The organism is Pseudomonas sp. FW305-3-2-15-E-TSA4 (assembly GCF_058787295.1).
Window position 1 is genome coordinate 39,362 of the sequence record NZ_JBYSZP010000004.1, and the last position, 24,593, is coordinate 63,954.

The 24,593-nt window shown below is 60.6% G+C and carries 27 protein-coding genes; 13 read left to right on the top strand and 14 right to left on the bottom strand.

Going from position 1 to position 24,593, the window contains the following annotated elements:
- Positions 1-154: 154 nt before the first annotated feature.
- Positions 155-481: a DUF2025 family protein gene (locus AC3WMV_RS06370; protein ID WP_096795039.1), complete on the bottom strand. Its 327-nt coding sequence runs from the start codon at positions 479-481 to the stop codon at positions 155-157.
- Between the two features lie 222 nt (positions 482-703).
- Between AC3WMV_RS06370 and AC3WMV_RS06375 the strand changes: the two genes are divergently transcribed.
- From AC3WMV_RS06375 to AC3WMV_RS06385, 3 genes are all read left to right on the top strand, one after another.
- On the top strand, positions 704-1,828 hold the full coding sequence (locus tag AC3WMV_RS06375) for a glycerophosphodiester phosphodiesterase (RefSeq protein ID WP_103368953.1): 1,125 nt from the start codon (positions 704-706) through the stop codon (positions 1,826-1,828).
- 138 nt (positions 1,829-1,966) lie between these two features.
- Positions 1,967-2,272: a PepSY domain-containing protein gene (locus AC3WMV_RS06380; RefSeq protein ID WP_007917758.1), complete on the top strand. Its 306-nt coding sequence runs from the start codon at positions 1,967-1,969 to the stop codon at positions 2,270-2,272.
- Between the two features lie 160 nt (positions 2,273-2,432).
- The gene (locus AC3WMV_RS06385; RefSeq protein WP_103368952.1) at positions 2,433-3,608 is read left to right on the top strand and encodes a GAF domain-containing sensor histidine kinase; all 1,176 of its coding nucleotides are present in this window, start codon (positions 2,433-2,435) and stop codon (positions 3,606-3,608) included.
- 123 nt (positions 3,609-3,731) lie between these two features.
- On the opposite strand, the gene AC3WMV_RS06390 is transcribed toward AC3WMV_RS06385, so the two are convergent.
- The gene (locus tag AC3WMV_RS06390; protein WP_103368951.1) at positions 3,732-4,178 is read right to left on the bottom strand and encodes a hypothetical protein; all 447 of its coding nucleotides are present in this window, start codon (positions 4,176-4,178) and stop codon (positions 3,732-3,734) included.
- Positions 4,179-4,288: 110 nt separating this feature from the next.
- On the bottom strand, positions 4,289-4,519 hold the full coding sequence (locus AC3WMV_RS06395; RefSeq protein ID WP_143503033.1) for a hypothetical protein: 231 nt from the start codon (positions 4,517-4,519) through the stop codon (positions 4,289-4,291).
- Positions 4,520-4,683: 164 nt separating this feature from the next.
- On the opposite strand from AC3WMV_RS06395, the gene AC3WMV_RS06400 reads away from it, so the two are divergent.
- Both AC3WMV_RS06400 and AC3WMV_RS06405 read left to right on the top strand, forming a co-directional pair.
- Positions 4,684-5,706, top strand: a complete 1,023-nt coding sequence (locus tag AC3WMV_RS06400) for a transporter (protein ID WP_027612604.1) — start codon at positions 4,684-4,686, stop codon at positions 5,704-5,706.
- Positions 5,707-5,955: 249 nt separating this feature from the next.
- On the top strand, positions 5,956-7,572 hold the full coding sequence (locus AC3WMV_RS06405; RefSeq protein ID WP_027612603.1) for an inorganic phosphate transporter: 1,617 nt from the start codon (positions 5,956-5,958) through the stop codon (positions 7,570-7,572).
- Between the two features lie 110 nt (positions 7,573-7,682).
- Here the strand turns inward: AC3WMV_RS06405 and AC3WMV_RS06410 are convergent, their stop codons facing one another.
- Entirely contained in the window at positions 7,683-8,579 is an 897-nt protein-coding gene (locus AC3WMV_RS06410; protein ID WP_103368950.1) for a LysR family transcriptional regulator, read from the bottom strand.
- Positions 8,580-8,699: 120 nt separating this feature from the next.
- Between AC3WMV_RS06410 and AC3WMV_RS06415 the strand changes: the two genes are divergently transcribed.
- Complete coding sequence (locus tag AC3WMV_RS06415; protein WP_103368949.1) at positions 8,700-9,455, top strand: SDR family NAD(P)-dependent oxidoreductase; 756 nt, start codon at positions 8,700-8,702, stop codon at positions 9,453-9,455.
- A 170-nt stretch (positions 9,456-9,625) separates the two neighbouring features.
- Here AC3WMV_RS06415 and AC3WMV_RS06420 read toward each other — a convergent pair whose 3' ends face one another.
- On the bottom strand, positions 9,626-10,063 hold the full coding sequence (locus AC3WMV_RS06420; protein ID WP_027612600.1) for a multidrug/biocide efflux PACE transporter: 438 nt from the start codon (positions 10,061-10,063) through the stop codon (positions 9,626-9,628).
- A gap of 89 nt (positions 10,064-10,152) precedes the next feature.
- Here AC3WMV_RS06420 and AC3WMV_RS06425 point away from each other — a divergent pair, with 89 nt between their 5' ends.
- Positions 10,153-11,007, top strand: coding sequence for a LysR family transcriptional regulator (locus AC3WMV_RS06425; RefSeq protein WP_103368948.1), 855 nt, complete (start codon positions 10,153-10,155; stop codon positions 11,005-11,007).
- 130 nt (positions 11,008-11,137) lie between these two features.
- Here the strand turns inward: AC3WMV_RS06425 and AC3WMV_RS06430 are convergent, their stop codons facing one another.
- Genes AC3WMV_RS06430 through AC3WMV_RS06440 form a run of 3 tightly spaced genes read right to left on the bottom strand, consistent with a single transcriptional unit; the run spans position 11,138 to position 13,170 of the window.
- Positions 11,138-12,367 (bottom strand): RNA polymerase sigma factor, encoded by a 1,230-nt coding sequence (locus AC3WMV_RS06430; protein ID WP_097085875.1) that lies wholly within the window; start codon positions 12,365-12,367, stop codon positions 11,138-11,140.
- Entirely contained in the window at positions 12,360-12,704 is a 345-nt protein-coding gene (locus AC3WMV_RS06435) for a YciI family protein (protein WP_007969364.1), read from the bottom strand. The genes AC3WMV_RS06430 and AC3WMV_RS06435 overlap by 8 nt, the downstream gene beginning before the upstream one ends.
- 40 nt (positions 12,705-12,744) lie before the next feature.
- Positions 12,745-13,170 carry a YybH family protein gene (locus AC3WMV_RS06440; RefSeq protein ID WP_103368947.1) on the bottom strand — a complete coding sequence of 142 codons (426 nt, stop codon included), beginning with the start codon at positions 13,168-13,170 and terminating at the stop codon, positions 12,745-12,747.
- A gap of 141 nt (positions 13,171-13,311) precedes the next feature.
- Here AC3WMV_RS06440 and AC3WMV_RS06445 point away from each other — a divergent pair, with 141 nt between their 5' ends.
- Positions 13,312-13,797 (top strand): GNAT family N-acetyltransferase, encoded by a 486-nt coding sequence (locus AC3WMV_RS06445; protein WP_103368946.1) that lies wholly within the window; start codon positions 13,312-13,314, stop codon positions 13,795-13,797.
- Positions 13,798-13,815: 18 nt separating this feature from the next.
- Positions 13,816-14,421, top strand: a complete 606-nt coding sequence (locus tag AC3WMV_RS06450) for a pyridoxamine 5'-phosphate oxidase family protein (RefSeq protein WP_103368945.1) — start codon at positions 13,816-13,818, stop codon at positions 14,419-14,421.
- A gap of 134 nt (positions 14,422-14,555) precedes the next feature.
- On the opposite strand, the gene AC3WMV_RS06455 is transcribed toward AC3WMV_RS06450, so the two are convergent.
- The 3 genes from AC3WMV_RS06455 to AC3WMV_RS06465 form a co-directional block, all read right to left on the bottom strand.
- On the bottom strand, positions 14,556-15,044 hold the full coding sequence (locus AC3WMV_RS06455) for a GNAT family N-acetyltransferase (RefSeq protein WP_103368944.1): 489 nt from the start codon (positions 15,042-15,044) through the stop codon (positions 14,556-14,558).
- 324 nt (positions 15,045-15,368) lie between these two features.
- Positions 15,369-15,863 (bottom strand): GyrI-like domain-containing protein, encoded by a 495-nt coding sequence (locus AC3WMV_RS06460; protein WP_103368943.1) that lies wholly within the window; start codon positions 15,861-15,863, stop codon positions 15,369-15,371.
- Positions 15,864-15,931: 68 nt separating this feature from the next.
- On the bottom strand, positions 15,932-16,594 hold the full coding sequence (locus AC3WMV_RS06465) for a LysE family translocator (protein ID WP_007969355.1): 663 nt from the start codon (positions 16,592-16,594) through the stop codon (positions 15,932-15,934).
- A gap of 137 nt (positions 16,595-16,731) precedes the next feature.
- On the opposite strand from AC3WMV_RS06465, the gene alaC reads away from it, so the two are divergent.
- Entirely contained in the window at positions 16,732-17,949 is a 1,218-nt protein-coding gene (gene alaC, locus AC3WMV_RS06470) for an alanine transaminase (RefSeq protein WP_098965217.1), read from the top strand.
- Between the two features lie 183 nt (positions 17,950-18,132).
- On the opposite strand, the gene AC3WMV_RS06475 is transcribed toward alaC, so the two are convergent.
- Positions 18,133-19,488, bottom strand: a complete 1,356-nt coding sequence (locus AC3WMV_RS06475; protein WP_097085886.1) for a GntP family permease — start codon at positions 19,486-19,488, stop codon at positions 18,133-18,135.
- Positions 19,489-19,570: 82 nt separating this feature from the next.
- Positions 19,571-20,104 (bottom strand): gluconokinase, encoded by a 534-nt coding sequence (locus AC3WMV_RS06480; protein WP_027612589.1) that lies wholly within the window; start codon positions 20,102-20,104, stop codon positions 19,571-19,573.
- Positions 20,105-20,320: 216 nt separating this feature from the next.
- On the opposite strand from AC3WMV_RS06480, the gene gntR reads away from it, so the two are divergent.
- Positions 20,321-21,352 (top strand): HTH-type transcriptional regulator GntR, encoded by a 1,032-nt coding sequence (gene gntR, locus AC3WMV_RS06485; protein ID WP_047295927.1) that lies wholly within the window; start codon positions 20,321-20,323, stop codon positions 21,350-21,352.
- 158 nt (positions 21,353-21,510) lie between these two features.
- On the opposite strand, the gene AC3WMV_RS06490 is transcribed toward gntR, so the two are convergent.
- Entirely contained in the window at positions 21,511-22,383 is an 873-nt protein-coding gene (locus AC3WMV_RS06490) for a LysR family transcriptional regulator (RefSeq protein ID WP_103368942.1), read from the bottom strand.
- Positions 22,384-22,504: 121 nt separating this feature from the next.
- On the opposite strand from AC3WMV_RS06490, the gene AC3WMV_RS06495 reads away from it, so the two are divergent.
- The gene (locus AC3WMV_RS06495) at positions 22,505-22,945 is read left to right on the top strand and encodes a PACE efflux transporter (protein ID WP_097085888.1); all 441 of its coding nucleotides are present in this window, start codon (positions 22,505-22,507) and stop codon (positions 22,943-22,945) included.
- Positions 22,946-23,070: 125 nt separating this feature from the next.
- Positions 23,071-24,495 (top strand): MFS transporter, encoded by a 1,425-nt coding sequence (locus AC3WMV_RS06500; RefSeq protein WP_103368941.1) that lies wholly within the window; start codon positions 23,071-23,073, stop codon positions 24,493-24,495.
- Positions 24,496-24,593 lie beyond the last annotated feature (98 nt).

The following is a 24,593-nucleotide window of genomic DNA, read 5'->3' on the forward strand; positions in this document are numbered from 1 at the left end:
CTCCCACAGGTACCGCGTTTGGGTTTTGAATTTGGTTGTGTGCTCACTGGCCTCATCGCCAGCAGGCTGACTCCCACAGGGATTTGTGAACGCCACAGATCCAATGTGGGAGCGGGCTTGCTCGCGAAGAGGCCGGAACAGCCACTACAAAACTTCAGCCCTTCACCAGACTGCGCACCGCCACAATCTCCGGCACCTCAACCTTGCTCATGTACACCCGCAACGGCTCGCTGATGTTGATCCGCTCATCGATGTTCTGATCCAGCAGCAACTGAATCAGCTCGCGCTTCAAGGTCATGGTCGTCTCAGAAGCCGGCGCCCAGACAAACTCGCTGGTGGGAATGATGCCGTCATCCGCCACGTCCATGCCGAACGAATCTTCGCTGAATCGCACGATGTACTGGCCGGTTTTGCGGTTGAGGCCGACAAAACCCTTGAGGTCATCGGCAGCCTGACAGATGAGTTGGGAAGTGATGCGCATGGTAAACCTCACGAAAAATCATCGATGGTTTACACGCAGGGCAACGGAATCGGCGCGCCCTCTGCCGGAGCGTCTGCCGAGGGCAAGCGTACTGCAAACCGCGCCACAAAAGTGCAGGAAAAATCGCTTTTAATACGTTTATGTCGGTCTGGCGATAGCACCCAATCGATTCAGTTGTTAAAAGGTACGTCTTTGAAAATGCCCTGCGAAAGGAACTCGAACATGCCCGCCACTTTCACCAAAAGCGCCCTCATGCTGAGCCTGCTGCTTGGTCTCGGCCAGGCCCACGCCGCCCAGACTGACGTCAACGCGCTTGCCGCCGCCCATGGCATCCCGCATCCAGCCGTGATCGCTCACCGTGGCGCGTCCTTTGATGCACCGGAGTCCACCGCCGCCTCCTACAAACTGGCCCGCGACCTCGGTGCCGACTACCTGGAAATGGATTTGCAGCGCAGCAAGGACGGCGTGCTGTTCGCCCTGCACGACAACAACCTGCAACGCACCACTGACGTCGCGACCAAGTTCCCGGAGCGCAAGGACAGCCCGGCCACCGCCTTCACCATGGCCGAACTGAAAACCCTCGACGCCGGCAGCTGGTACAACAAGGCTTATCCGGATCGCGCGCGTCCATCCTACGCCGGGCTGAAAATCCTCACCCTCGATGAAATCATCGACATCGCCCAGGCCAACCCGAAACACAAGCCGGGTCTTTACATCGAAACCAAGGAGCCGCAGCTGTTTCCGGGCATCGAGCATGACCTGAAAGAGAAGCTGCAAGATCGCGGCTGGCTGAGCCCGGCCGGTTCGAAACTGGCGAAAAGCGAGTTGGCCGTCGGCCAGGGCAAAGGCAAGGTGATCCTGCAGACTTTCGAGAAGAACAGCCTCGAACTGCTGCAAAAGGAAATGCCGCAAGTGCCGAAAATCCTGCTGCTGTGGGTCGGCGAAGGCAGCATCGAGCCGAAATCGAAGGTGACCTTTGCCGAGTCCGGCGAGAAGGACAAGAACGTGTTCTACGGCAAGCAGGAGCCGAAGTCCGAAGCCGAATTCAAGCAATGGGTTGATTTCGCCAAGTCGCAGGGCGCCATCGGCACCGGCCCTTCGGCCAAGCTGACCAAGGGCGGCGACCAGAGCTATTCGGATCTGGTGCAACCGTGGATGAACCAGTACACCCACGATCAGGGCATGCTGGTGCACGTCTACACCGTCGATGAGCCGGTGGATTTCGAGAAAGTCATGGCGTCTGGCGTTGATGGCATCTTCACCAACCGCGCCAGCGAACTGTTGAAGTTCTACAAGCGTCCGGCCAGTGCCAGTGTTGATCAGGTGTTGAAGAACAACGGGTTCTGATCAGCAGACCGGGTTGTCCGCATCGCGAGCAGGCTCACTCCTACAAAAGCCTTGCCCGCGATGTGGGGTTTTAAGGGTGAATTAAGTTGTGGTGGTTAACCTGAGCCCACTTCAACGAACAACCCAAGGAATGACCCGATGAAAACTTTGACTGCCCTGTTTACCGCCGCTGCCCTGACCCTGACTGCTGGCCTCGCCCAGGCCGATGTGCGCGTCGACCAGATCCCTGAGTTGGTCAAATCCGGCAAGATCAAGTCGCTGGAATCGATGAACGCCGAAGCGCTCAAACTGCACCCGGGTGCGACCATCACCGACACCGATCTGGATAACCACTTCAACGGTTACGAGTACGAAGTCGAGCTGAAAACCGCCGATGGCAAAGAGTTCGACGTCGACTTCGACGCCACCACCGGCAAAGTGCTGAGCAACAAGCAAGACACCTGATACACCGCCAAAGCAAAGCCGCACGATCAGCGATCGTGCGGCTTTTTTGCGTCCGTTGCCCGGCGAATCACGCGGATGCAGCCTGAAGGGATGCCAAAACCGCCATCAGACCGCTAGTATGGCGACCATCAGATAACGATTGCAGCCGAGAGCGATGGGCATGAGGCAGACAGCGGCAGCAGACATCGCGACAATCGGACGGATCAGCGCGGTTCCGGCGATCCTTCAGGTGATCCGCGAACTGACCGGCCTGCGCTTTGCCGCCGTAGCGCGGGTTACCGAGGATTCGTGGACAGCCTGCGCCGTCCTCGACCAGCTGGATTTCGGCCTGCAGGTTGGTGGCGAGCTGGATGTGGTCACCACGCTGTGCCACGAAATCCGTGCTGCGCACACCTCGGTGGTGATCGACAAGGCCAGTGAAGACCCGCTCTACCGCGATCATCACACCCCGCGCCTGTACAAATTCGAGAGTTATATCTCGGTGCCGGTGTTCCGCACTGACGGACGGTTTTTCGGCACGATCTGCGCGCTCGATCCGAACCCGGCACAACTCAAGTCCAGCAGCATCCAAAGCACCATGGAGTCGTTCGCGCGGATGCTCGCGTTGCAGATCGAAGCCGAGGAAAACGCGCAGCGCACCGAAACCGCGTTGTTGCAGGAGCGCGAAACCGCCGAGTTGCGCGAACAGTTCATCGCCGTGCTCGGCCACGACTTGCGCAACCCGTTGTTCGCCATCAGCGCCGGCGCCGAAATGCTTCTGCGCAAGCACCCGGATCCGGCCATCGAAATGCGGGTACGCAATATCCTTGGCAGTGCGCAAAGGGCAACGCGGTTGGTGGATGATGTGCTCGACTTTGCTCGCGGACGTCTGGGCAATGGTATTCCGGTCGCGATCCAGCCCTGCGCCGACTTGACCGACGCGGTGCAGCAGGTGGTGACGGAAATCCGCAATGTGCATCCGCAGCGCACCATTCACGCCTGCATCGGCGAATTGCAGGGCGTGGCCTGCGACCGTGGCCGGATTGCCCAGTTGCTGTCGAACCTGCTGGCCAATGCCGTGACCCATGGCGACCCGGAAGGGGATATCGAAGTCATCGCCCAGGTCGAGCACGGTGCGTTGATGCTGGCGGTGAAGAATCAGGGGCATATTCCCGAGGCGGTTTTGCCGCATCTGTTCCAGCCATACTCGCGCCCAAGCGCCAGCACGCCCCAGGCCGGGCTCGGTCTGGGGCTGTATATCGCCAGCCAGATCGCCCAGTCCCATGGCGGGCATTTGCATGTAGCGTCCACCGCACAGAGCGGCACGCTGTTCACCTTCAGCCTGCCAACCCTCTGAAACACACCGCAGTTCTCTGTAGGAGTGAGCCTGCTCGCGATAGCGGTGTGTCAGTCACCATGAATAAGGCAGATATACCGCTATCGCGAGCAGGCTCACTCCTACAGGGGAATCGCGTGATGCTTAAGCCGAAGTGCTGACCAGCGAGCCCGAGCTGCTCGACCCGGAATCCTGCAACGCCTGCAACAACGCCGCCGTGGCCGTCTGCAACGAAGCCGAAGTGCTGGAGATTTGCGACTCGGCGGACGCCACGTCGGCAGCCTTGGCATCAACGTCTTCCTGCTTGGCCTGAGCCGCTTGCAGCGCCTGCTGCTGTTCCTGCAATTGCTTTTGCAGCTCGGCGATCTGCTTGCGCAATTCTTTCACCGAATCCGATTCACCGCTGCTGTCGGAACTGCTGTCGCCTGCCGGAGCCGCGCCCCCGCCAGCCGCCACTTTGCTGGTATCGGCGCTGACGCCCGCGCTGCTGGTTGCAGGGGTCGAGGTGTCGTCACTGGCGTCGCTGATCCTGGTTTTGCTGGTGGCGGTGCTGACGGTCTGATTGATCGAAACGGAGGTGATGCTGACCATGAGATGGCTCCAATGCCGGTTATAGATAACCGGCCATCGGCGGCACTCGCACGGATTTGAGATCGACTGTGTACCGACTCGGTAACCGAACCGGTACACGTCGGCGGACGTCAGGCGCTCAGGCGACGGATCACCGTGGCGGCATTGGCAATCTCACCACGCATCTGGGTGATGCTGTGAATGCGCTCTGCATGACTGACGTAACCAAGCGTGATCGGCGTACCAGAGCGCTTCTTGAAGAGAATCCGACCATTGGCAGATGAATTGAAAGGCTGTGATCGACCGTGGCCCAGGGTGGGGCTTGCTCGCGAAAGCGGCGTGTCATCCACATCATCACTCAATGATCATCCGCATTCGGGAGCAAGCCCCCTCCCACAGGGTTACCAGTGGATGAACCGGGGCGCTGTCATTTTGCAGTCACGCAAACGTCATCTGCGGTTGCGATGATGCGGCTCAGTGAACCTGCCATTCCGCGACCGACGCGCCCTCCTCGCAGCGAGCCTCCATGAACCACAGCCTCGATCTCAGTCATCGCGATCCTGATTTGTTCGGTCTGCTTTACGGCTTCCGTTTTCGTCCCGGTGAACGTGGCCGCGAAGTCGATTCGGCGACCGCCCTGCGTTGTCTGCAAGACGACAGCGACAGTGATGAATTCCTCTGGCTGCACCTGAACCTGGCGCACGCCGCGTGCGAGCGCTGGATGAAAAGTCATCTGCAATTGCCCGAAGAGTTTTTCGAGGCGCTGCACGAAGGTTCGCGCTCGACGCGCATCGAACACGTTGACTCGGCGTTGCTGGCAGTGGTCAACGACGTGGTGTTCAACCTCAGCAGCATGGTTTCCTCGGACGTGTCGACGCTGTGGGTCTGCGTGCGCAGCAAACTGATCGTCAGCGCACGCCTGCAACCGCTGCACTCGGTGGACAAATTGCGTTCGTCGGTGAAGGCCGGCGAATGCTTTCGCTCGCCGTCGGAACTGCTGGTGCACTTGCTGCGTGATCAGGGTGAAGTGCTGACGCAGATCGTGCGCAAGACCAGCATGAGCGTCGATCTGGTCGAGGACGAATTGCTCTCCTCACGGCTGTCGACCAACCGCGCCGAACTCGGCGCCAATCGCCGGGTACTGGTGCGCCTGCAACGGCTGCTGGCGCTGGAGCCGGGTTCACTGCTGCGCCTGCTCAATCGTCCGCCGCCGTGGCTGCAGAAGGAGGACGTCAAGGAGCTGCGCAAATCCACCGAGGAGTTCGCGCTGATCATCAACGACCTCACCGCCCTCGGCGAGCGGATCAAACTGCTCCAGGAAGAAATCGCCGCCAACCTCAACGAACAGAGCAACCGCACACTATTCACCCTGACCGTGGTCACGGTGCTGGCGTTGCCGATCAACATCATTGCCGGTTTCTTTGGCATGAACGTGGGGGGAGTGCCACTGGCGACGGATCCGGAAGGGTTCTGGATTCTGGTGGCGCTGGTGGCGACGTTTACCGTGATTGCCGGGCGCTGGGCGTTTCGCAAGCGTGGGGATTATTGACCACCGAACCTGATGTCCAGCACAGTTCCCCTGTGGGAGCGAGCCTGCTCGCGAAAGCGATCTGTCATTCAACAATGATGGTGACTGACACGCCGTCTTCGCGAGCAGGCTCGCTCCCACAGGGGACCTCATTGACCTTCAGATCGGTGGTCTGGTTATTCAGCCAAACACTGACCTGCCGCAGTCTCTCTGTAATATTTAGCAACGATCATGACCGACACTCCTTCCCTCGCTCAGGACTGTCCGCTCATGGCTACTCCCTCCCTGACCGCCGCCCGCCCCACGTCCGCCGACGGCGGCCGGCCGGCACTTGATAAAAAACCCGGCCCGTTCACTTACGTGGTGTTCTTCGCGGTGCTCGCGATGGGGATGCTGTTCACCGCTTACAGCCTGATGCACGACATGCATGAGCTGGGCACCACCGTCACCACCTGGACCCCGTTCCTGCTGCTCGGCGTAGCGCTGCTGATTGCGCTGGGCTTTGAGTTCGTCAACGGTTTCCACGACACCGCCAACGCGGTCGCGACGGTGATCTACACCCATTCGCTGCCGCCGAATGTGGCGGTGGTCTGGTCGGGCTTCTTCAATTTCCTCGGGGTGTTGCTGTCCAGTGGCGCGGTGGCGTTCGGCATCATCGCCCTGCTGCCGGTGGAGCTGATTCTGCAGGTCGGTTCGTCCGCCGGTTTCGCGATGATCTTCGCCCTGCTGATCGCGGCGATCCTGTGGAACCTCGGTACCTGGTGGCTGGGCCTGCCGGCCTCGTCATCGCATACGCTGATCGGCTCGATCATCGGCGTCGGCGTGGCCAATGCCTTGATGCACGGACGCGATGGCACCAGTGGCGTGGACTGGGCGCAGGCGACCAAGATTGGTTATGCGCTGTTGTTGTCGCCGCTGGTGGGCTTCGGCTGCGCGGCGCTGTTGCTGCTGGCCATGCGCGCCTTCATCAAGAATCGCGCGCTGTACAAGGCACCGGAAGGCAACAACCCGCCACCGTGGTGGATTCGCGGTTTGCTGATCGCCACCTGCACCGGCGTGTCTTTCGCCCACGGCTCCAACGACGGGCAGAAAGGCATGGGCCTGATCATGCTGATTCTGGTTGGCACCTTGCCGATGGCTTACGCGTTGAACCGCACCATGCCCGCCGATCAGGCGCTGCAGTTCGCTGCCGTCGCCGAAGTCACCCAGCAAGCGCTGGTGAAAAATACCCCGCTGCCAGCCCCGGTGGATCCGCGTCCGGTACTGTCCGATTACGTGCGCAGCAAGCAAGCCACCCCGCAACTGATCCCCGCCCTCGCCGCTCTCACCGGACACATTGGCGAAGAGGTCAAAGGCTATGGCTCGCTGTCGAAAGTCCCGGCCGAAGCCATGGGCAACGTGCGCAACGACATGTACCTGGCCAGCGAAAGCATTCGCCTGATGGACAAGAACAAGGTCGGCAACTTCGACGCCGACACCACTGACAAACTGCAACTGTTCAAACAGCAGATCGACAACGCCACACGCTTCATTCCGTTGTGGGTGAAGATTGCGGTGGCCATCGCTCTGGGCCTCGGCACCATGGTTGGCTGGAAACGAATTGTGGTGACGGTCGGTGAAAAAATCGGCAAGACCCACCTGACCTACGCCCAGGGCGCCTCGGCGGAAACCGTGGCGATGCTGACCATCGGCGCGGCGGACATGTTCGGTTTGCCGGTATCGACCACCCACGTGCTGTCATCGGGTGTGGCCGGGACCATGGTCGCCAATGGCGGTGGTTTGCAGATGAAGACCATCCGCAATCTGCTGATGGCGTGGGTGCTGACCTTGCCGGCGGCGATTCTGCTGTCGGGCAGCCTGTACTGGCTGTTCACCCAGATCTTCTGACCCCACAAGTCCTCTGTAGGAGCTGCGGCACGCTGCGATCTTTTGATCTTGTTTTTTACAAGCAAAATCAAAAGATCGCAGCGTGCCGCAGCTCCTACAGGGGAAGCCGGTCAGAGCGTCGAACGGATGACATCGCCCAACCACTCCATGAACACCCGCACCCGCAGCGGCAAATGCCGTTGCCGCGCATACAGGATTGAAATGCCCATCGCCGGCGCGGTGAACTGCGGCAGTACAGTCACCAACTCACCGGTGTCCAGATGCGGCTGCATGCCGGTGCGCGGCACCTGAATCAGGCCGAAGCCGCCCAGGCAGGCCGACTCATAGGCATCGGTGCTGTTGACCGTGACACTGCCGGCCATCGGCAGGCGCCGCACCTGTCCGTCCTGTTCATACACAAACCCTTCCGAGCGCGAACCGAGCACGCCGACGTAGTGCACCAGCCGATGCTGCGCCAGATCCTCCAGCGTCTGCGGCACGCCGTAGCGTTCAAGGTACGCCGGGCTGGCGCAGTTGATCATCGGGAAGTCGCCCAAGTGCCGCGCCACCACCGATTGATCCGGTTGCGCGCCGATGCGTACCACGCAATCGAAACCTTCGCTGAGCAGATCGACACGGCGGTCGGTGCTGCTGATTTCCAGTTCCAGATTCGGGTGGCGCGCCATGAACTCCGGCAGCAGCGGCATGATCAGGCGCCGCGCGAGGATGTTCGGCATGTCGACACGAATCCGCCCGCTCAGCGACGCCGGATCCTGCCGAAACAGACCCTCGATCTCGTCCATGTGCGACAGCAGATCCTTGCTGCGTTCGTACAGCACCAGGCCGTCCTGCGTCGCCTGCACCTTACGTGTGGTGCGTTGCAGCAGACGCGTGCCGAGCAGGGTTTCCAGCGCCTGTACGTGTTCGGAAACCGTCGAGCGCGGCAACCCGAGACTCTCGCCGGCCAAGGTGAAACTCGACAATTCGCTGACCCGGACGAAGGTGCGCAGCAGTTCCAGTTTGTTCATGAGGACACCCGTTTATTGTTCGGCTGAGTCGATCAGTGATTCCGCTTTCAGTCTGTTTATCACCCCATGGCGGATAAATAAACTTTGCTCATCACCACTCACCGCAATCGAGGATTTCACATGAGCCGAAAAATCGCATTGATCACCGGCGCCAGCCGTGGCCTGGGCAAGAACGCCGCCCTGCACCTCGCCGCCGAAGGCGTGGACATCATCGGCACCTACAACAGCCGCGCCGATGAAGCCCAGGCGCTGGTGGCTGAACTGGAACAACGCGGCGCCAAAGCCGTGATGCTGCAACTGGATGTCGGCCGCAGCGAAACCTTTGCCGATTTCGCCAAACGAGTTGAACAAGTGCTGCAGCAACTGGACCGTCCGCGCTTCGACTTCCTGATCAACAACGCCGGGATCGGTGTGCACGCGGCGTTCGCCGAGACCACCCCGGAACAGTTCGACCTACTGATGAATATCCAGCTCAAAGGGCCGTTCTTCCTGACGCAACAACTGCTGCCGCTGATCAATGACGGCGGGCGCATCATCAACATCTCCAGCGGCCTGACCCGCTTCAGCCTGCCGGGTTATGCCGCCTACGCGGCGATGAAAGGCGCAATGGAAGTGCTGACCCGCTATCAGGCCAAGGAGCTGGGCGCGCGGCAGATCGGCGTGAATATACTGGCGCCGGGCGCGATCGAGACTGATTTTGGTGGCGGTGCGGTGCGCGACAACGCGGCGTTGAACGCGATGGTCGCGAGCAATACCGCACTGGGTCGCGCCGGGCAGCCGGATGATATTGGTGGCGCGCTGTCGATGCTGCTGGCGCCGGGTGCGCAGTGGATCAACGGGCAGCGGGTCGAGGCATCGGGCGGGATGTTCCTTTAAATCCCCCATTCACTAAAAACTTTCTTGGTGAGAGCCTCTGTGGCGAGGGGATTTATCCCCGATGGACTGCGCAGCAGGCCCTTCTTTTCTGGATAAAAAGAAGGGCCGCTACGCGCCCCATCGGGGATAAATCCCCTCGCCACAGGTTTTGCATTAGCCACAGGTTGTGCTTATCCCGCGCATACCCGGCGAGTCACGAGGCGCTCCCGCACCACGTCATAGCCCCAGTGATACACATAGGTATACGGCAGGAAGAACAGCAGCACGCCGATGTCGAGCAAGAACGCCTGCCACAGGCTGACCGACAACCACCAGGCAATCAGCGGCACGCCCATCACGATCAATCCGCCCTCAAACAGCAGCGCGTGGACCACCCGCGTCCAGGCGTTGTGCGCGATGTTCAGGCGCTTGAGCATGCGGTCGAAAAAGCCGTTGAACAGCACGTTCCACGCCAGCGCCAGCAGGGCAATCAGCACGGTCACCGCGCCCATGTCCAGCAGCGGTTTGTCCATGATCCACGCCAGCAACGGGGTACAGATCAGGATCGCCAGACACTCGAAACCGATGGCCTGGAAGATACGTTCAGTGATGGATTTGTTGGCAGTCATGGCCTGACTCCTTGAGTGAAGAGGGTTGCCATGATCTGCCCTCGCACCGATACTTCATAACCAATAACCATCGATCAAGGCGATAGTTCATGGCTTCGCAGGAAGTGCTGCTGGCGTTTGTTCAAGCGGCCACTCAGGGTTCGTTTTCGGCAGCGGCTCGCAAGCTGGGGCGCAGTCAGTCAACCATCAGTGCCGCAGTGGCCAGCCTGGAGATCGATCTGGATCTGATTCTGTTCGACCGCAGCAGCCGCAAACCGACCCTGACACCGGCCGGGCACGTGATGCTGCAACGGGCCGAGGCGATTCTGGCGGCCACCAATCGCATGGAAATGAGCGCCCGACAACTGGCCCAAGGCGTTGAGCCGAAGCTGACCGTGGCGATTTCCGACACCTATCAATCGGCGCGTTTCGAAGCGGCGCTGGTCGGCTTCGAGCAGCGTTATCCGGACCTGGAACTGGAATGCCTGATCGCCGAGTGTGACGACCTGATCGAGTTGGTCCAGCGTGGCCGCGCGCACTTGGCGTTTGCCGAAATGCAGGACACCTATCCACCGGATCTGGTGACCTCGACCGTCGCCGAGCGCACTGACCTGGCGCTGTTCGTCAAAGATGATCATGTGCTGACCCGTGTCGAACGGGTCGACCAGCAGGTGCTGGAGCAGCATCGCGAGTTGCGCCTGGCGACCATCGTCAATCCCTACGACAGCCGGGCAAAGGGCCGGGTGTGGTCGGCGCCGAGTTACCTGATGCTGATGGAAATGGCCGAAATGGGCTTCGGCTGGGCGGCGCTGCCGCGCTGGCTGGTGGCGCGTTTCGGGAATGGCTCGCTGGTGGAACTGACGGTGCGTGGCTGGCCACGGCCGGTGTATGTCGATGCGTTGTGGTCGCGGCTGTATCCGCTGGGGCCGGCGGGGAGCTGGTTACTGAGCAAGATGCTGGAATAGCGGCGCCGCCAATCGCTGGCAAGCCAGCTCCCACAGGTACCGAGGTGTTCATTAACTTTGTGTACGGCGCAGACAATGTGGGAGCTGGCTTGCCAGCGATGAGGCCAGTATTGCCAATGAATATCTCGGATCAATCCAGTTCGCTCAGCCGCCCCTCGATAAATCGCCGCTCTGGCTCCTGCCGGGTCAGTTCCAGTGCTCGCCGATACGCCGCCCGCGCCTGCTCCACCCGACCCAGTTGCCGACAAAACTCCGCCCGCGCCGAATGCGCCAGGTGGTAATCCTGCAACTCACCGCGATCCAGAATCCCCTCGATCAGCGTCAGCCCGGCCAACGCGCCATCGCGCTTGGCCACTGCCACCGCGCGGTTCAACTCGATCACCGGCGACGGCACCGCCCGCAACAGCACGTCATACAGCCCGACGATCTGCTGCCAATCGGTTTCTGCCGCTGACGGCGCTTCGGCATGCACCGCGGCAATCGCCGCTTGCAGGCAATACGGCCCGAACCTTCGGGTGGTCAGCGCCCGCTCCACCAGCGCACAACCTTCGGCGATCAGCCCGGCATCCCAGCGCGAGCGATCCTGATCGTCCAGCAGGATCAACTCTCCGCTGGGTGACGTGCGCGCCGGCCGTCGCGACTCATGCAACAACATCAATGCCAGCAGGCCCATGACCTCCGGTTCCGGCAGCAACTCCATCAGCAACCGTCCCAGCCGAATCGCCTCGCGAGTCAGGTCCTCACGGGTCAACTCAGCGCCCATCGATGCCGAATAGCCTTCGTTGAACACCAGATAAATCACCCGCAACACGCTGTCGAGGCGCTCGGGCAGTTCGCTCAGGCTCGGCACTTGGTAAGGGATTTTTGCATCGCGAATCTTCGCTTTGGCACGGACGATGCGCTGGGCAATCGCCGCCGGTGCCGAGAGAAACGCCCGGGCGATTTCCTCGGTGGTCAGGTCACAGACTTCACGCAGGGTCAGCGGCACTTGCGCATCCGCCGCCAGCGCCGGGTGACAGCAGGTGAAGATCAGCCGCAGGCGGTCGTCTTCCACGTCTTCGCCACTCCAGTCGGCCTGTTCCAATTCTTCGAGCTGCGCCAGCAACAGCGGCTGCGAGGCCTTGAAGCGGGCGCGCCGGCGCAACACATCGATGGCCTTGAAGCGCCCGGTGGACACCAGCCAGGTGCGCGGATTGTCCGGTACACCGTCGCGCTGCCAGCGCTCGACCGCGACGAAGAACGCCTCGTGCAAGGCTTCTTCGGCGAGGTCGAAATCCCCGAGCAGACGAATCAGGGTCGCCAGAATCCGCCGCGAGTCTTCGCGATAGACCTGCTCGACCCGCGCCCGGACTTCAGACATTCAACTGCCGCACCGGACGCACTTCAACGCTGCCGACCCGGGCCGCCGGAATGTTACCGGCGACCTGAATCGCTTCGTTGAGATCCTTGGCATCGATCAGGTAGAAACCGGCCAGTTGCTCCTTGGTTTCAGCGAATGGGCCATCGGTGATCGACAGCTTGCCGTTGCGCATGCGCACGGTGGTCGCGGTCTGCACCGACTCCAGCGCTTCGGCCGCGACCATCCGCCCGCTGCCCTGAATCGACTCGGCGTAGGCCCAGCACTCGGCGTCTTCCGGGCTGTCGGGCGAGGTGTGCAGCAGGCGCTCATCGCTGTAGACCAGGCATAAATACTTCATGGCTTTCTCCTGATTCGAACGGATCAACTATGGCTGAAGATCAGGGTTGCACATCGAACAGCGTGCTGCCGCTCATCGGATCGAACGGTGCCGACCAGTGCTCGTGAGCGATTTTCCACGTCCCGCCGACCTGCCGATAGCACGCGGTGGCGCGCATCCAGCAGCTCTGGGTTTCGCCCTTGTCGTTGGTGCCGCCGCAATGCGTTACCCAATGGGCGAAGGCGAGGTTGTCGGCGGTCTCGATGGCGATCTCGTGAAACTCGAAAACGTGCGGGCCGGAACACATCTCCATGCAGGCTTCCCAGTGGGCACGGTAGGCCGCTTTGCCCTTGAATTGCAGGGCCTTGATCGCATCGAAGGAGACGATGTCGTCGGTGTACAACGTCATGACCTTGTCGACGTTCTTGGTCATTACCGCGTCGTGGTAGGTATTGATCAGGGTCTGGATTTCAGTCTGTGCGCTCATGGTGTTCTCCGTGGTTTTTGTGCTGAAGACACCCTTAGTCGTTCGGCCATCGTACGGATCGACAGACGAAACAAAAAATTTCCGCCGAACACAAAATCGCTAGAATCCGAGGCTCATCTTTGTAGGAAAAAGGAAATTCCCGTGTCAGCCCAACTCGTGCCATACGACAGCCTGAACGCGTTGCAGCGTCAGCAGGTCGAGGCGATTGAAATCCATCCCGAGCAGATCAAGTTCTCCGGCGACATCCATGGCGCGCTGCACACGCTGCTGTCCAGACCCGGCCCCGGCGTCAAAGGTTTCGCGCTGCTGGCCGATCAGGTACCGGTGGCTTTTCTGCTGCTCAAGCGCCCACCGGTGTTACCGGACTGGGCCGATGAACACAGCGCCACCCTGCACGCCTTGCAGGTCGATCACCGGGCGCAGGGCAAAGGTTACGGCAAGGCTTGCCTGCAGGCGCTGCCCGAGGTGGCGCGTGAAGCATGGCCGGAGATCAAGGGGCTGGAACTGTCGGTGGATGCCGATAACGATGCCGCCATCGCGCTGTACGCCAAACACGGTTTCGTCGACAGCGGCGAAGCGTACAAGGGCCGGATCGGTTACGAGCGGCGTATGGGACTGTTTTTCTAAATCATCGAGGGATGCACGATGATCGATTCAATCGAAGCACTGGAAGCTATTTACGGCCTGCCCCACGAGCGCGCGGTGCGCAAGCAGATCGGTTTTCTCAACGAGGATTATCAGGCGATGGTGCGCCTGTCGCCGCTGGTGATCGTCAGCTCGGTGGGCGCCGACGGCCTCGACAATTCGCCGCGCGGTGACAAAGCCGGGTTCGTGCGGATCATTGACCAAAACACCCTGGCCCTGCCGGACCGCCCGGGCAACAACCGCATCGACACCCTGCGCAATGTGCTGCACGATCCTCGGGTGTCGTTGCTGTTCATCATTCCGGGGATCGGCGAGACGTTGCGGGTCAATGGCACCGCGACCATCAGCGCCGATCCTGAGCTGCTGGAAAGCTTTGCGGTGAACGGCAAACCGGCGAAAACCGTGTTGCTGGTGACGGTAGAGGCGGCGTTTTTCCACTGCTCGAAAGCCTTTGTGCGCTCTGACGCCTGGAACCCGGAAACCCACCTGCCGCGCTCGGCCCTGCCCTCTGCGGGCGCCTTCCACAAGCGCCTGAATGACGGGCAGTTCGATGCCGAGACCTACGACCGCGAAGCACCGAAAAGAGTAAGCGACACTCTCTACTGAACGGGGAATTGCAAACACCGCTAGAACCTGTGGGAGCTGGCTTGCCAGCGATGGCATCGGCACATCAAACATTGCTGTCGACTGACCCACCGCTATCGCTGGCAAGCCAGCTCCCACAGGTTATGAGTGATGTCTTACAAGGTGAGGATCATCTCGTGCCACGCCATCCCGCCGTGATCCGACTCCGACGGCTTGATGTAGGCAAAGCCGAACCCGGCATACAGCGCAATGTGCTTCTCCTTGCACATCAGATGAATCGTCGCCTTGTCCATCCCGCGCATGCGCTCGATGAACTCGGCCATCAGTCGCTTGGCCAAACCCTGGCCCTGATAGTCCGGGTGCACCACCACCGACATGATCACCACGTTCGGCCCTTGCGGGTCGTGACCGATCAGCTCCTTGAACGCCTCGTCGGACATTTGCACATCAAACGCCGCGCCCGAGTTGATGAACCCGGCGACTACGCCGTCTACTTCGGCGACGATGAAACCCTCAGGCCAGGTGGCGATGCGCATGGCGATCTTCTCGCGAGTGGCGGCTTCATCGCCTTCGTAGGCAACGGTTTCGATCGCGTAGCAGCGATCCAGGTCGGCGGCGGTGACGTTGCGGATGACGGTGTTCATGGCAGCTCGAAAATCAACGGAGAAAAGTGCGCAAAGCATAAAGGAATAAGGTGTTCATATCGATCCGCGCGGGGGGCGTAAAGCCTGCGTATAAGCGCTTTTCTTCGTGCCGCTGACGGGCTATTCCTGCGGTGTGTCTCTGATCACCCTTGGGGGTAACCGCTTATGAGCAGCGTTGAAATCGGCCTGTTGATGGTGTTGGGCATCAGTACGTTCGGCTTTATCACCTTGGGCATCGACCTGTTGCGGGCGCGACGGCTGGGCAAGGGCAAGCGCGGCTAAACAACATGAGGCGGATCAGCGATCCGCCTCATCGTCATGGGCTCAGGCTTTGCTGTCGACCGGTACGCAGATTTCCAGTTTGCCGGTGTGCAGTCGCGGATTGAAATCGGCGCTGTAGCGCTCCAGCTCCGGGGCATTCAGTTCCACGTAGTGAGAGGTCGGCAGCCAAGTCTTGTAGATGTATTGCAGGGTTTGCGGCAACTGGTCGAGCGGGCCCTTGTGCTCGAACACCGCGTACTGCCGGGGCAGCACTTCGACCCACTGATAGACCTTCTGGTCGAGGTCATCGAGCTTGCTGATTTCCACCCCGGCGATGTAGTCGAAGCCACCCTTGCCGTCGAAATTGCTGCAGACGCCGTAGGTCACTTCGTTTTTTTGTCCCGGTATCTTTCCCAGGTGCGGCAAGAACTTTTCCCACAGCGCGGGGATGTCCTTGGCCGTGTCCGGGGTAAATCGTCCACGAAATCCCGCGATCAGCAGGAAGTGTCCATGTTCGAAGCGAGGTTCCGCCACTTCGACGCGTTTTTGCTCATCCATGACTCGACTCCTGGAACAAAATTAGGGGTTCGGCTGCTGAGTATAGAAGCCAAACCCGATTCGCAATGTCACAAGGCGTGCAACTGGTCGGCAGCGCCGGAGCCAACGAACTCGTTATAACCGGATACGATCACGTAAACCGCGAAATAGCAGAAGATCGCCGCCGATGCCATGTAGGAGTAGCGCAACAGCTTGTCGCCGAGCAACTTGCCGCCGTGGCTCGCGGCAAAGCACAGACCGGCCGACCACAGCAGGCCGGCGCAGAGAAAACCGCCGAGAAACAGCGCCGAGCTGAGCGGGCCGCCGCCACCGGAACGGGCGATCAGGGTGCCGCCAACCGCGGCGAACCACAGAATCGCGCTAGGCGAGGACATAGCGAGGAAGATCCCTCGGAAGAATTCCTTGCGATGGGAGTTCTGCCCCACCTCCGCCGTCGCCGCCAACTGCGCTTCGTGGTGAATCGCCGAATAGATCATCTTCGCCGCAAAGTAGATCAGCAACGCAGACCCGCCGATCCACAGCACCCAGCGCACGCTTTCGTACTGCAGCAGCACGGTCATCCCGGCCAGCGCCAGCACCGCGTAGATCAGGTCGCCGACGCAGGTGCCAAGGCCCAGCGCGAAGCCCTGAAAGTATCCGCGCTGCATCGCCAGGGTGATCATCGCGATGTTGGCTACGCCGATGTCCAGGCACAGCGAAAGGCTCAGCAAGAAGCCGCTGGTGAATTCCATTAAGCATTTCCTTGGAAAAAATTATTGTCGTGCACGCTGGACAGTCTGCCATCGCTGCCCTTATCTTCCGCCACAGGTCACCGCAGTGACCAGCGTCGCTCGGACGGTTCCGGGCGCTTACGTTATCCGAGGCAACAATGGCTGAACAAGGTTCGCCGCGCCGCTTTGCGCGCATTGATCGACTCCCCCCTTACGTTTTCAACATCACCGCCGAGCTGAAGATGGCCGCGCGGCGTCGTGGTGAAGACATCATCGACTTGAGCATGGGCAATCCCGACGGGGCCACACCGCCGCACATCGTCGAAAAACTCGTACAAGTTGCCCAACGTGAAGACACCCACGGTTACTCCACGTCCAAGGGCATTCCGCGCCTGCGCCGGGCGATTTCCAACTGGTACAAGGAACGCTACGCGGTCGATATCGACCCGGAAAGCGAAGCCATTGTCACCATCGGTTCCAAGGAAGGCCTGGCGCACTTGATGCTGGCGACCCTGGATCAGGGCGACACGGTGCTGGTGCCGAACCCGAGTTACCCGATTCACATCTACGGCGCGGTGATTGCCGGCGCCCAGGTGCGTTCGGTGCCGCTGGTGCCGGGCGTGGACTTCTTCGATGAACTGGAGCGGGCGATTCGCGGTTCGATCCCCAAGCCGAAAATGATGATCCTCGGTTTCCCGTCCAACCCTACCGCACAATGCGTGGAGCTGGATTTCTTCGAACGGGTGATCGCCCTCGCCAAGCAGTACGACGTGCTGGTGATTCACGACCTGGCCTACGCCGATATCGTCTACGACGGCTGGAAAGCCCCGTCGATCATGCAGGTGCCCGGCGCCAAGGACATCGCGGTGGAGTTTTTCACCCTGTCCAAGAGCTACAACATGGCTGGCTGGCGCATCGGTTTCATGGTCGGCAACCCGGAGCTGGTCAACGCCCTGGCGCGGATCAAGAGCTACCACGACTACGGCACCTTCACTCCGCTGCAAGTGGCGGCGATTGCCGCGCTGGAAGGCGATCAGCAATGCGTGCGCGACATCGCCGAGCAGTATCGCCAGCGCCGCAACGTGCTGGTCAAAGGCCTGCATGAGCTGGGCTGGATGGTCGAGAATCCGAAGGCTTCGATGTATGTCTGGGCGAAGATTCCCGAGGCGTACGCGCATCTGGGTTCGCTGGAATTCGCCAAGAAGCTGCTGGCCGAGGCCAAGGTCTGCGTCTCGCCGGGGGTTGGCTTTGGTGAGTATGGCGATGATCACGTGCGCTTCGCGCTGATCGAGAACCAGGACCGGATTCGTCAGGCGGTGCGCGGGATTCGCGGGATGTTCCGGGCGGATGGCCTGGCCCCGAAAACCACTGCCTGACACCTACCCTCCCTGTGGGAGCGGGCTTGCTCGCGAAGGCGTCGTGTCAGTCAACATTTTCAGCGACTGATACACCGCTTTCGCGAGCAAGCCCGCTCCCACAGGGGTAATGCATTCAGCCTGATATCGTCACCCACAAAAAAACCGCATCGCTGCGGTTTTTTTGTGTCTGCAAAGCGCCGCTTACACGAACAGCGACAACAGCAGGATAAAGCCCAGGCCCACCACCGACAGGATGGTTTCCATCGCGGTCCAGGTCTTGAAGGTTTCGGCCACGGTCATGTTGAAGTACTGCTTCACCAGCCAGAAGCCGGCGTCGTTCACATGAGACAGGATCAACGAACCGGCACCGGTGGCCAGCACCAGCAGCTCACGGTTGACGCCCGGAATCATTCCCACCACCGGCACCACGATGCCGGCGCCCGTGATGGTCGCCACGGTGGCCGAACCGGTGGCGATACGAATCACCGCCGCAACCAGCCACGCCAGCAGGATCGGCGAGATCTGCGCGCTGACCGCCATGTGGCCGATCACGTCGCCCACACCACTGGTCACCAGCATCTGCTTGAAGCCACCACCGGCACCGATGATCAGGATGATCGCGGCGGTTGGCGCCAGGCTCGCGTCCAGCCACTTGAGCATCTGCTGCGAACCGATGCCCTGCTTGTGACCGAAGGTGTACAGCGACAGCAGCAACGCCAGCAGCAGTGCCGAGATCGGGTGACCGATCATGTCCATCCAGGTGCGGAAAAAGTGACCGTCCGGCAGCGCCACGTCAGCAAAGGTTTTCAGCAGCATCAGGAACACCGGCAGCAGCACGGTGATCAGGGTGATGCTGAAGCTCGGCAACTTGGTTGAGTCGTCGCTTTCACGGGCCAGTTGATCGACCAGCTCCTGATTCGGCGTGCCGGGAATGTGCTTGGCGATGAAGGTACCGAAGATCGGACCGGCGATGATGGCGGTCGGCAGCGCAACGATCAGACCGTAGAGGATGGTCTTGCCGATGTCGGCGCCGAACACGCCGATCGCCAGCAGCGGGCCCGGGTGCGGCGGCACCAGACCGTGTACTGCGGACAGGCCGGCGAGCAGCGGGATACCGATCTTGATGATCGACACACCGGTGCGGCGGGCAACGATGAACACCAGCGGAATCAGCAGCACGAAGCCGATTTCGAAGAACAGCGGAATGCCCACCAGGAACGCGGCGAACATCATTGCCCACTGGACTTTGTCCTTGCCGAAGGCGCGGATCAGTGTCTGCGCGATCTGATCGGCACCACCGGATTCGGCCATCATTTTGCCGAGCATGGTGCCCAGCGCGAGGATGATGCCGACGAAACCGAGCACGCCACCGAAGCCGTCCTGGAACGCCTTGATGATGGTGCCGATCGGCATGCCGGACGTCAGGCCGAGGAACGCGGCCGCAATGGTCAGCGAGATGAAGGGGTGAATCTTGAATTTGGTGATCAGGATAATCAGGCCGATTACCGTGACCACTGCATCGAGCAGCAGGTAGGCGTCGTGGGACATGCCAAACATTGGGGGTGTCTCCTGGCTTGTTGTTGTTATTAAAGCGGGTTAAACAGAATTCGTGAGGACAGCGCTAGCTCTTTCAACACACTCATACCGCCTGTTTCAAACCGTGGGCCTGCCACCAGACGTGCGCCTGGGCAGCCAGTTCTTCAACGCTGTGGATCGAAGCATTCAGTGCCAGGGTCAACGGCTCGCCGACTGGCGATTCGAGGGTGGCGAACTGGCTTTCGATCAACGTCGCCGGCATGAAGTGGCCGGGGCGATGGGACACGCGGTCGGCGGCGACTTCAGGGGTCAGCTCAAGAAACACGAAGCCCAGGCCCGGCAAGGCACTGCGTAGCACTTCGCGATAACTGTGTTTAAGAGCCGAGCAGGTCAGCACCGGGCGTTTACCCGATGCATCGACGCGACGCAGTTCATCGCACAGGCTGTCGAGCCAGCCGGCACGGTCGTCGTCGTTCAAGGGGATCCCCGCGCTCATCTTTTCGATGTTGGCGGCCGGATGAAAAGTATCGCCTTCAATGGCAGTGGCGCCGCTCAATTGGCACAGGGCCTCGCTGACGCACGTCTTGCCGCAACCGGCAACGCCCATGATGACCAGGGCGGTGATGGGATGACTCATATAACACCTCAGCGCGCAGACAGCGCTACCTTTGCTAGCTATGACTCTAGTGCACAGGCAGAAGTTGCCGACGCCTTCTTGTCGTTTTTTTGGGTTGCAGCAGGTTTGTTCCCAACGCCAAAAAGCGAAGATCAGGCAGGACCTCGCTTACGCATTTGCAGCTGCATCAGGACAGCGCTACCTTAGAGCCTTGATTTTTGTTTGGCAAGCCGCCCGATGACCACCCCTAAAAACGATAAAAACACTCGCACCACCGGCCGTCCCACCCTTAATGAAGTTGCCCGCCTCGCCGGCGTGAGCCCGATTACCGCCTCCCGCGCCTTGCGCGGGGTCAGCACGGTGGCCACGGAACTGGTGGAAAAAGTGCAGAAAGCCGCGCTTGAACTCAACTACGTGGTCAACCCTGCCGCCCGCGCATTGGCCTCGGCGCAGAGCCATTCAGTGGTGGTGCTGGTGCCATCGCTGTCCAACCTGTTGTTCATCGATACGCTGGAAGCCATTCATCGGGTGCTGACACCCAAGGGCTTCGAAGTGCTGATCGGCAACTTCCACTATTCGCGCGATGAAGAAGAGAACCTGCTGCGCAACTACATGGCTTATCAGCCGCGTGGTTTGCTGCTGACCGGGTTTGATCGCACGGAAAGTTCGCGGCGGATGATCGAGGCCAGCAATATTCCCTGCGTGTACATGATGGAACTCGACAGCGCCGCCGGAGTGAATTGCGTGGGTTTCTCGCAGCTCAGCGCCGGCGAAACCGCGGCCGAACATTTGCTCTCGCGCGGTCGCAAGCGTCTGGCCTACATCGGTGCGCAACTGGATCAGCGCACCTTGTTGCGCGGTGAAGGTTTCCGCAAAGCCCTGCAGAAGGCCGGGCGCTACGACCCGGATCTGGAAGTGCTGACCCCGCGCTCCTCGTCCGTGGGCCTGGGCGGTGAACTGTTCCTGCAACTGCTGGCGGCGCATCCGGATGTGGATGCGATCTTCTTCGGCAACGACGACCTGGCGCAGGGTGCGCTGCTGGAGGCGCTGCGCAACGGGATCAAGATCCCCGAGCAGGTGGCGATCCTCGGCTTCAACGACTTGCCGATGTCCGAACACATGGTCCCGCGCCTGAGCAGCATCAACACCCCACGCGAGGCGATCGGCCGGCGTGCGGCGGAGCAAATGTTGACGTTGATGGCGGGGAATAGTGTGGCGCGGCCGGTGGAAGATATGGGTTTTGAATTGAAGATTCGCGAGAGTACATAGTCACCCAAGAATTCTGTGATGCGTCACAGATGCTGGATTGAAACTCACCCCTTGTGGGAGCGAGCCTGCTCGCGAAAGCGGTGGTGCAGATAAACCTGTGTCGTCTGACACACCGCATTCGCGAGCAGGCTCGCTCCCACATTGGATCTCCACTGTTTCTAGTGGCTGAGCAGGTCGACGAGCGCCAGCGCGCCCTTTTGCAGCGGCTGGCTCTTGAGCCACACCGCGTGGACCGGCAGTACCAGGCCGTTTTCGATGTTGCGGAAATTCAGGCGCTTCAGTCGTCCGCTGTCCAGCCACGGCTGCACCACCGACAACGGGAAATTGCCCCAGCCCAGCCCCGCCTCGACCATCTCCAGCGCAGTCTCCAGGGTGTCGGTGCGCCAATGCGATTCGGCCACCAGCGGTCGAGTTTCGCTGATCGGCAAGTCGCGACTGGCGACGAAGATCTGCCGCACATGCACCAGGTCTTCGAGAAACAGATCCTGCCCCTGCAACAACGGACTGTCCGCCGCCAGCGTGGCGATCATCCGTTCGCTGCCGACAAACTGAAAACGCTCCAGCACGTTCATGCTCAACCCGGCAAACGCCAGACACACGCTGACACGGCCACTGTGCAGCATCGCCAGCACGTCGTCCTGCGGTGCGGTCAACACTTCGATATCGAGCAGCGGATGACGCTCGGCAATCACCTTGATCGCGGCGAGCAAGCGGCGGCGGTCGATGTCGGCGACCACGCCTATCGACAGCCTGCTCTCCAGCCCCAGCGACAACTCCACCGCGAGCACCTGCAGTTGCTTGAGCTGCTCGGCGATCAGCCGCGCATGCGGCACCAGTGACAGCGCCATCGCGGTCGGTTGGGGTTCGCGGTGGCTGCGGTCGAACAGCGGATAGCCAAGCTCCGCCTCAAGATTGCCGATGCCCATGCTGACTGCCGAAGGTACCCGGCCCAAAGCGCGGGCAGCAGCGGAGAACGAGCCACGCTCGATCACCGCCAGAAACAGTTCGATGCTGTCGCTGTTGAAATTCACTTCACCTACCTATCACCAAAACTGAAAGCTTCTGACTTTTTCTGTCACGTCTATTGAAGCTATCTTTCGCCGCCTTCGCCAGTCCCGCTGGCCATCGAGTTCAATACAGAGGCAAATCCCCATGCAAGGCGTCAAACGCAAACTGGTCTATGTGTCGCTCTACGAAGTGATCGGCATGACCTTCTCCGCCCTCGGCCTGGCACTGTTGTCCGGCACGTCGCCCGGCAGCACAGGCCCACTGGCGGTGATCATCACCACCATCGCCGTGACCTGGAATTTCATCTACACCTCGCTGTTCGAGCACTGGGAAAGCCGCCAGCAGTCGCGCACCCGCACGGTCAAGCGGCGCATCGCTCATGCAGTGGGTTTCCAACTGACGCTGATCGTGTTCCTGATTCCGCTGATCGCCTGGTGGATGAGCATCAGTCTGGTGCAGGCGTTCCTGCTGGATCTGGCGCTGATCATCTTCATCCCGTGCTACACGTTTGCCTTCAACTGGCTGTTCGATCGCGTCTTCGGCTTGCCGGCATCGGCGCTGCCTGATTCGGCCGCTGCGGCATAAATCGTTAATTGGTAAGCAGTTATTGCAAGAAATCGGCGGTTCTCCGGGGCTAACCGCCGAAATTCACAATCCGTGAACTCCGATAGCAGGCTAAGCTTTTCCGTCAATAAAAAATGGATCCGCCGATGACTGCTCACGCCCCCGCCGCCGCGCAACGCGACGGCATCGACCCGATACGCGCCGCCGAGATTTCCGCCCGCATCGACCGCCTGCCCGCCGTCGCCACCATCTGGCGATTGGTCGCGTTGTTGTCGATTGGTGGTTTCTTCGAACTCTACGATTTGTTCCAGACCGCCTACATAAGCCCCGGGCTGATCCGTGACGGGATCTTCGCCACCGGTAATCAGGGCGTGTTCGGCTTCTCCGATCAGGCAGCGTTCGCGTCGGCGACCTTCCTCGGCCTGTTCCTCGGCGCGAGCCTGCTCAGCCCGATGGCCGATCGATTCGGCCGGCGCGCGATCTTCACCTTTGCGCTGGTCTGGTACACCGTGGCCACGGTGCTGATGGGCATTCAAAGTTCGGCGCTGGGCATCATCTGCATGCGCTTTCTGGTGGGCATCGGCCTCGGTATCGAGCTGGTGACCATCGACGCCTACCTCTCGGAACTGGTGCCCAAACGCATGCGCAGTTCAGCGTTCGCCTTCGCCTTTTTTGTGCAGTTTCTCTCGGTGCCGGCGGTGGCATTGATGTCTTGGTGGCTGGTGCCGCAGGCGCCGTTCGGTGTGTCCGGCTGGCGTTGGGTGGTGTTGGCGAGCGCTGTGTTTGCACTGTTCATCTGGTGGCTGCGCAAGCGTCTTCCCGAGTCGCCACGCTGGCTGGCGCAACATGGGCGTTTCGATGAAGCGAACAGGATTCTCGACGACATCGAAGCCCGCTGCGAGAAGGATTACCGCCAACCACTGGATGCCCCCGAAGCCGTCCCGGTGGATGTCGAAGGCAAGGGTCGTTTCGCCGACATCTGGCAGCCGCCATATCGGCGCCGGGCATTGATGCTGATCGTGTTTCACGTGTTCCAGGCGATCGGTTTCTTCGGTTTCGGCAACTGGCTGCCAGCGCTGCTGTCCGGCCAGGGTGTGAGCGTCACCCACAGCCTGATGTACGCGTTTATCATCACCCTCGCCTACCCGCTCGGGCCGTTGCTGTTCGTGAAGTTTGCCAACCGTTTCGAGAACAAATGGCAGATCGTCGGCTCGGCCCTCGGCGCCATGACCTTCGGCACCTTGTTCGCTTTGCAGACCAGCGCCTTCGGCCTGATCTTCTGCGGGGTGATGATCACCTTCTGCAATGCCTGGCTGAGCTTCAGTTATCACTCGTACCAGAGCGAACTGTTCCCGACCAACATCCGTGCCCGAGCGGTGGGTTTCTGCTATTCGTTCAGTCGCTTGTCGACGGTGTTCAGCAGCCTGTTGATCGGGCTGTTCCTCGACAACTTCGGCACGCCCGGGGTGCTCGCGTTCATTGTCAGCAGCATGCTGATCGTGATGCTGACCATCGGCTGGTTCGGCCCGCGTACGCGCAACCTGGCGCTGGAAAACATTGCCCATCGCTGAGGCTACACGGTCATCCTCTGCCGCCCGACGGCAAGGGATGACCGCTTTGTTGCACATGCCGGATCACTAACACGTTGAAATAAAAGAACTTTCTTTAA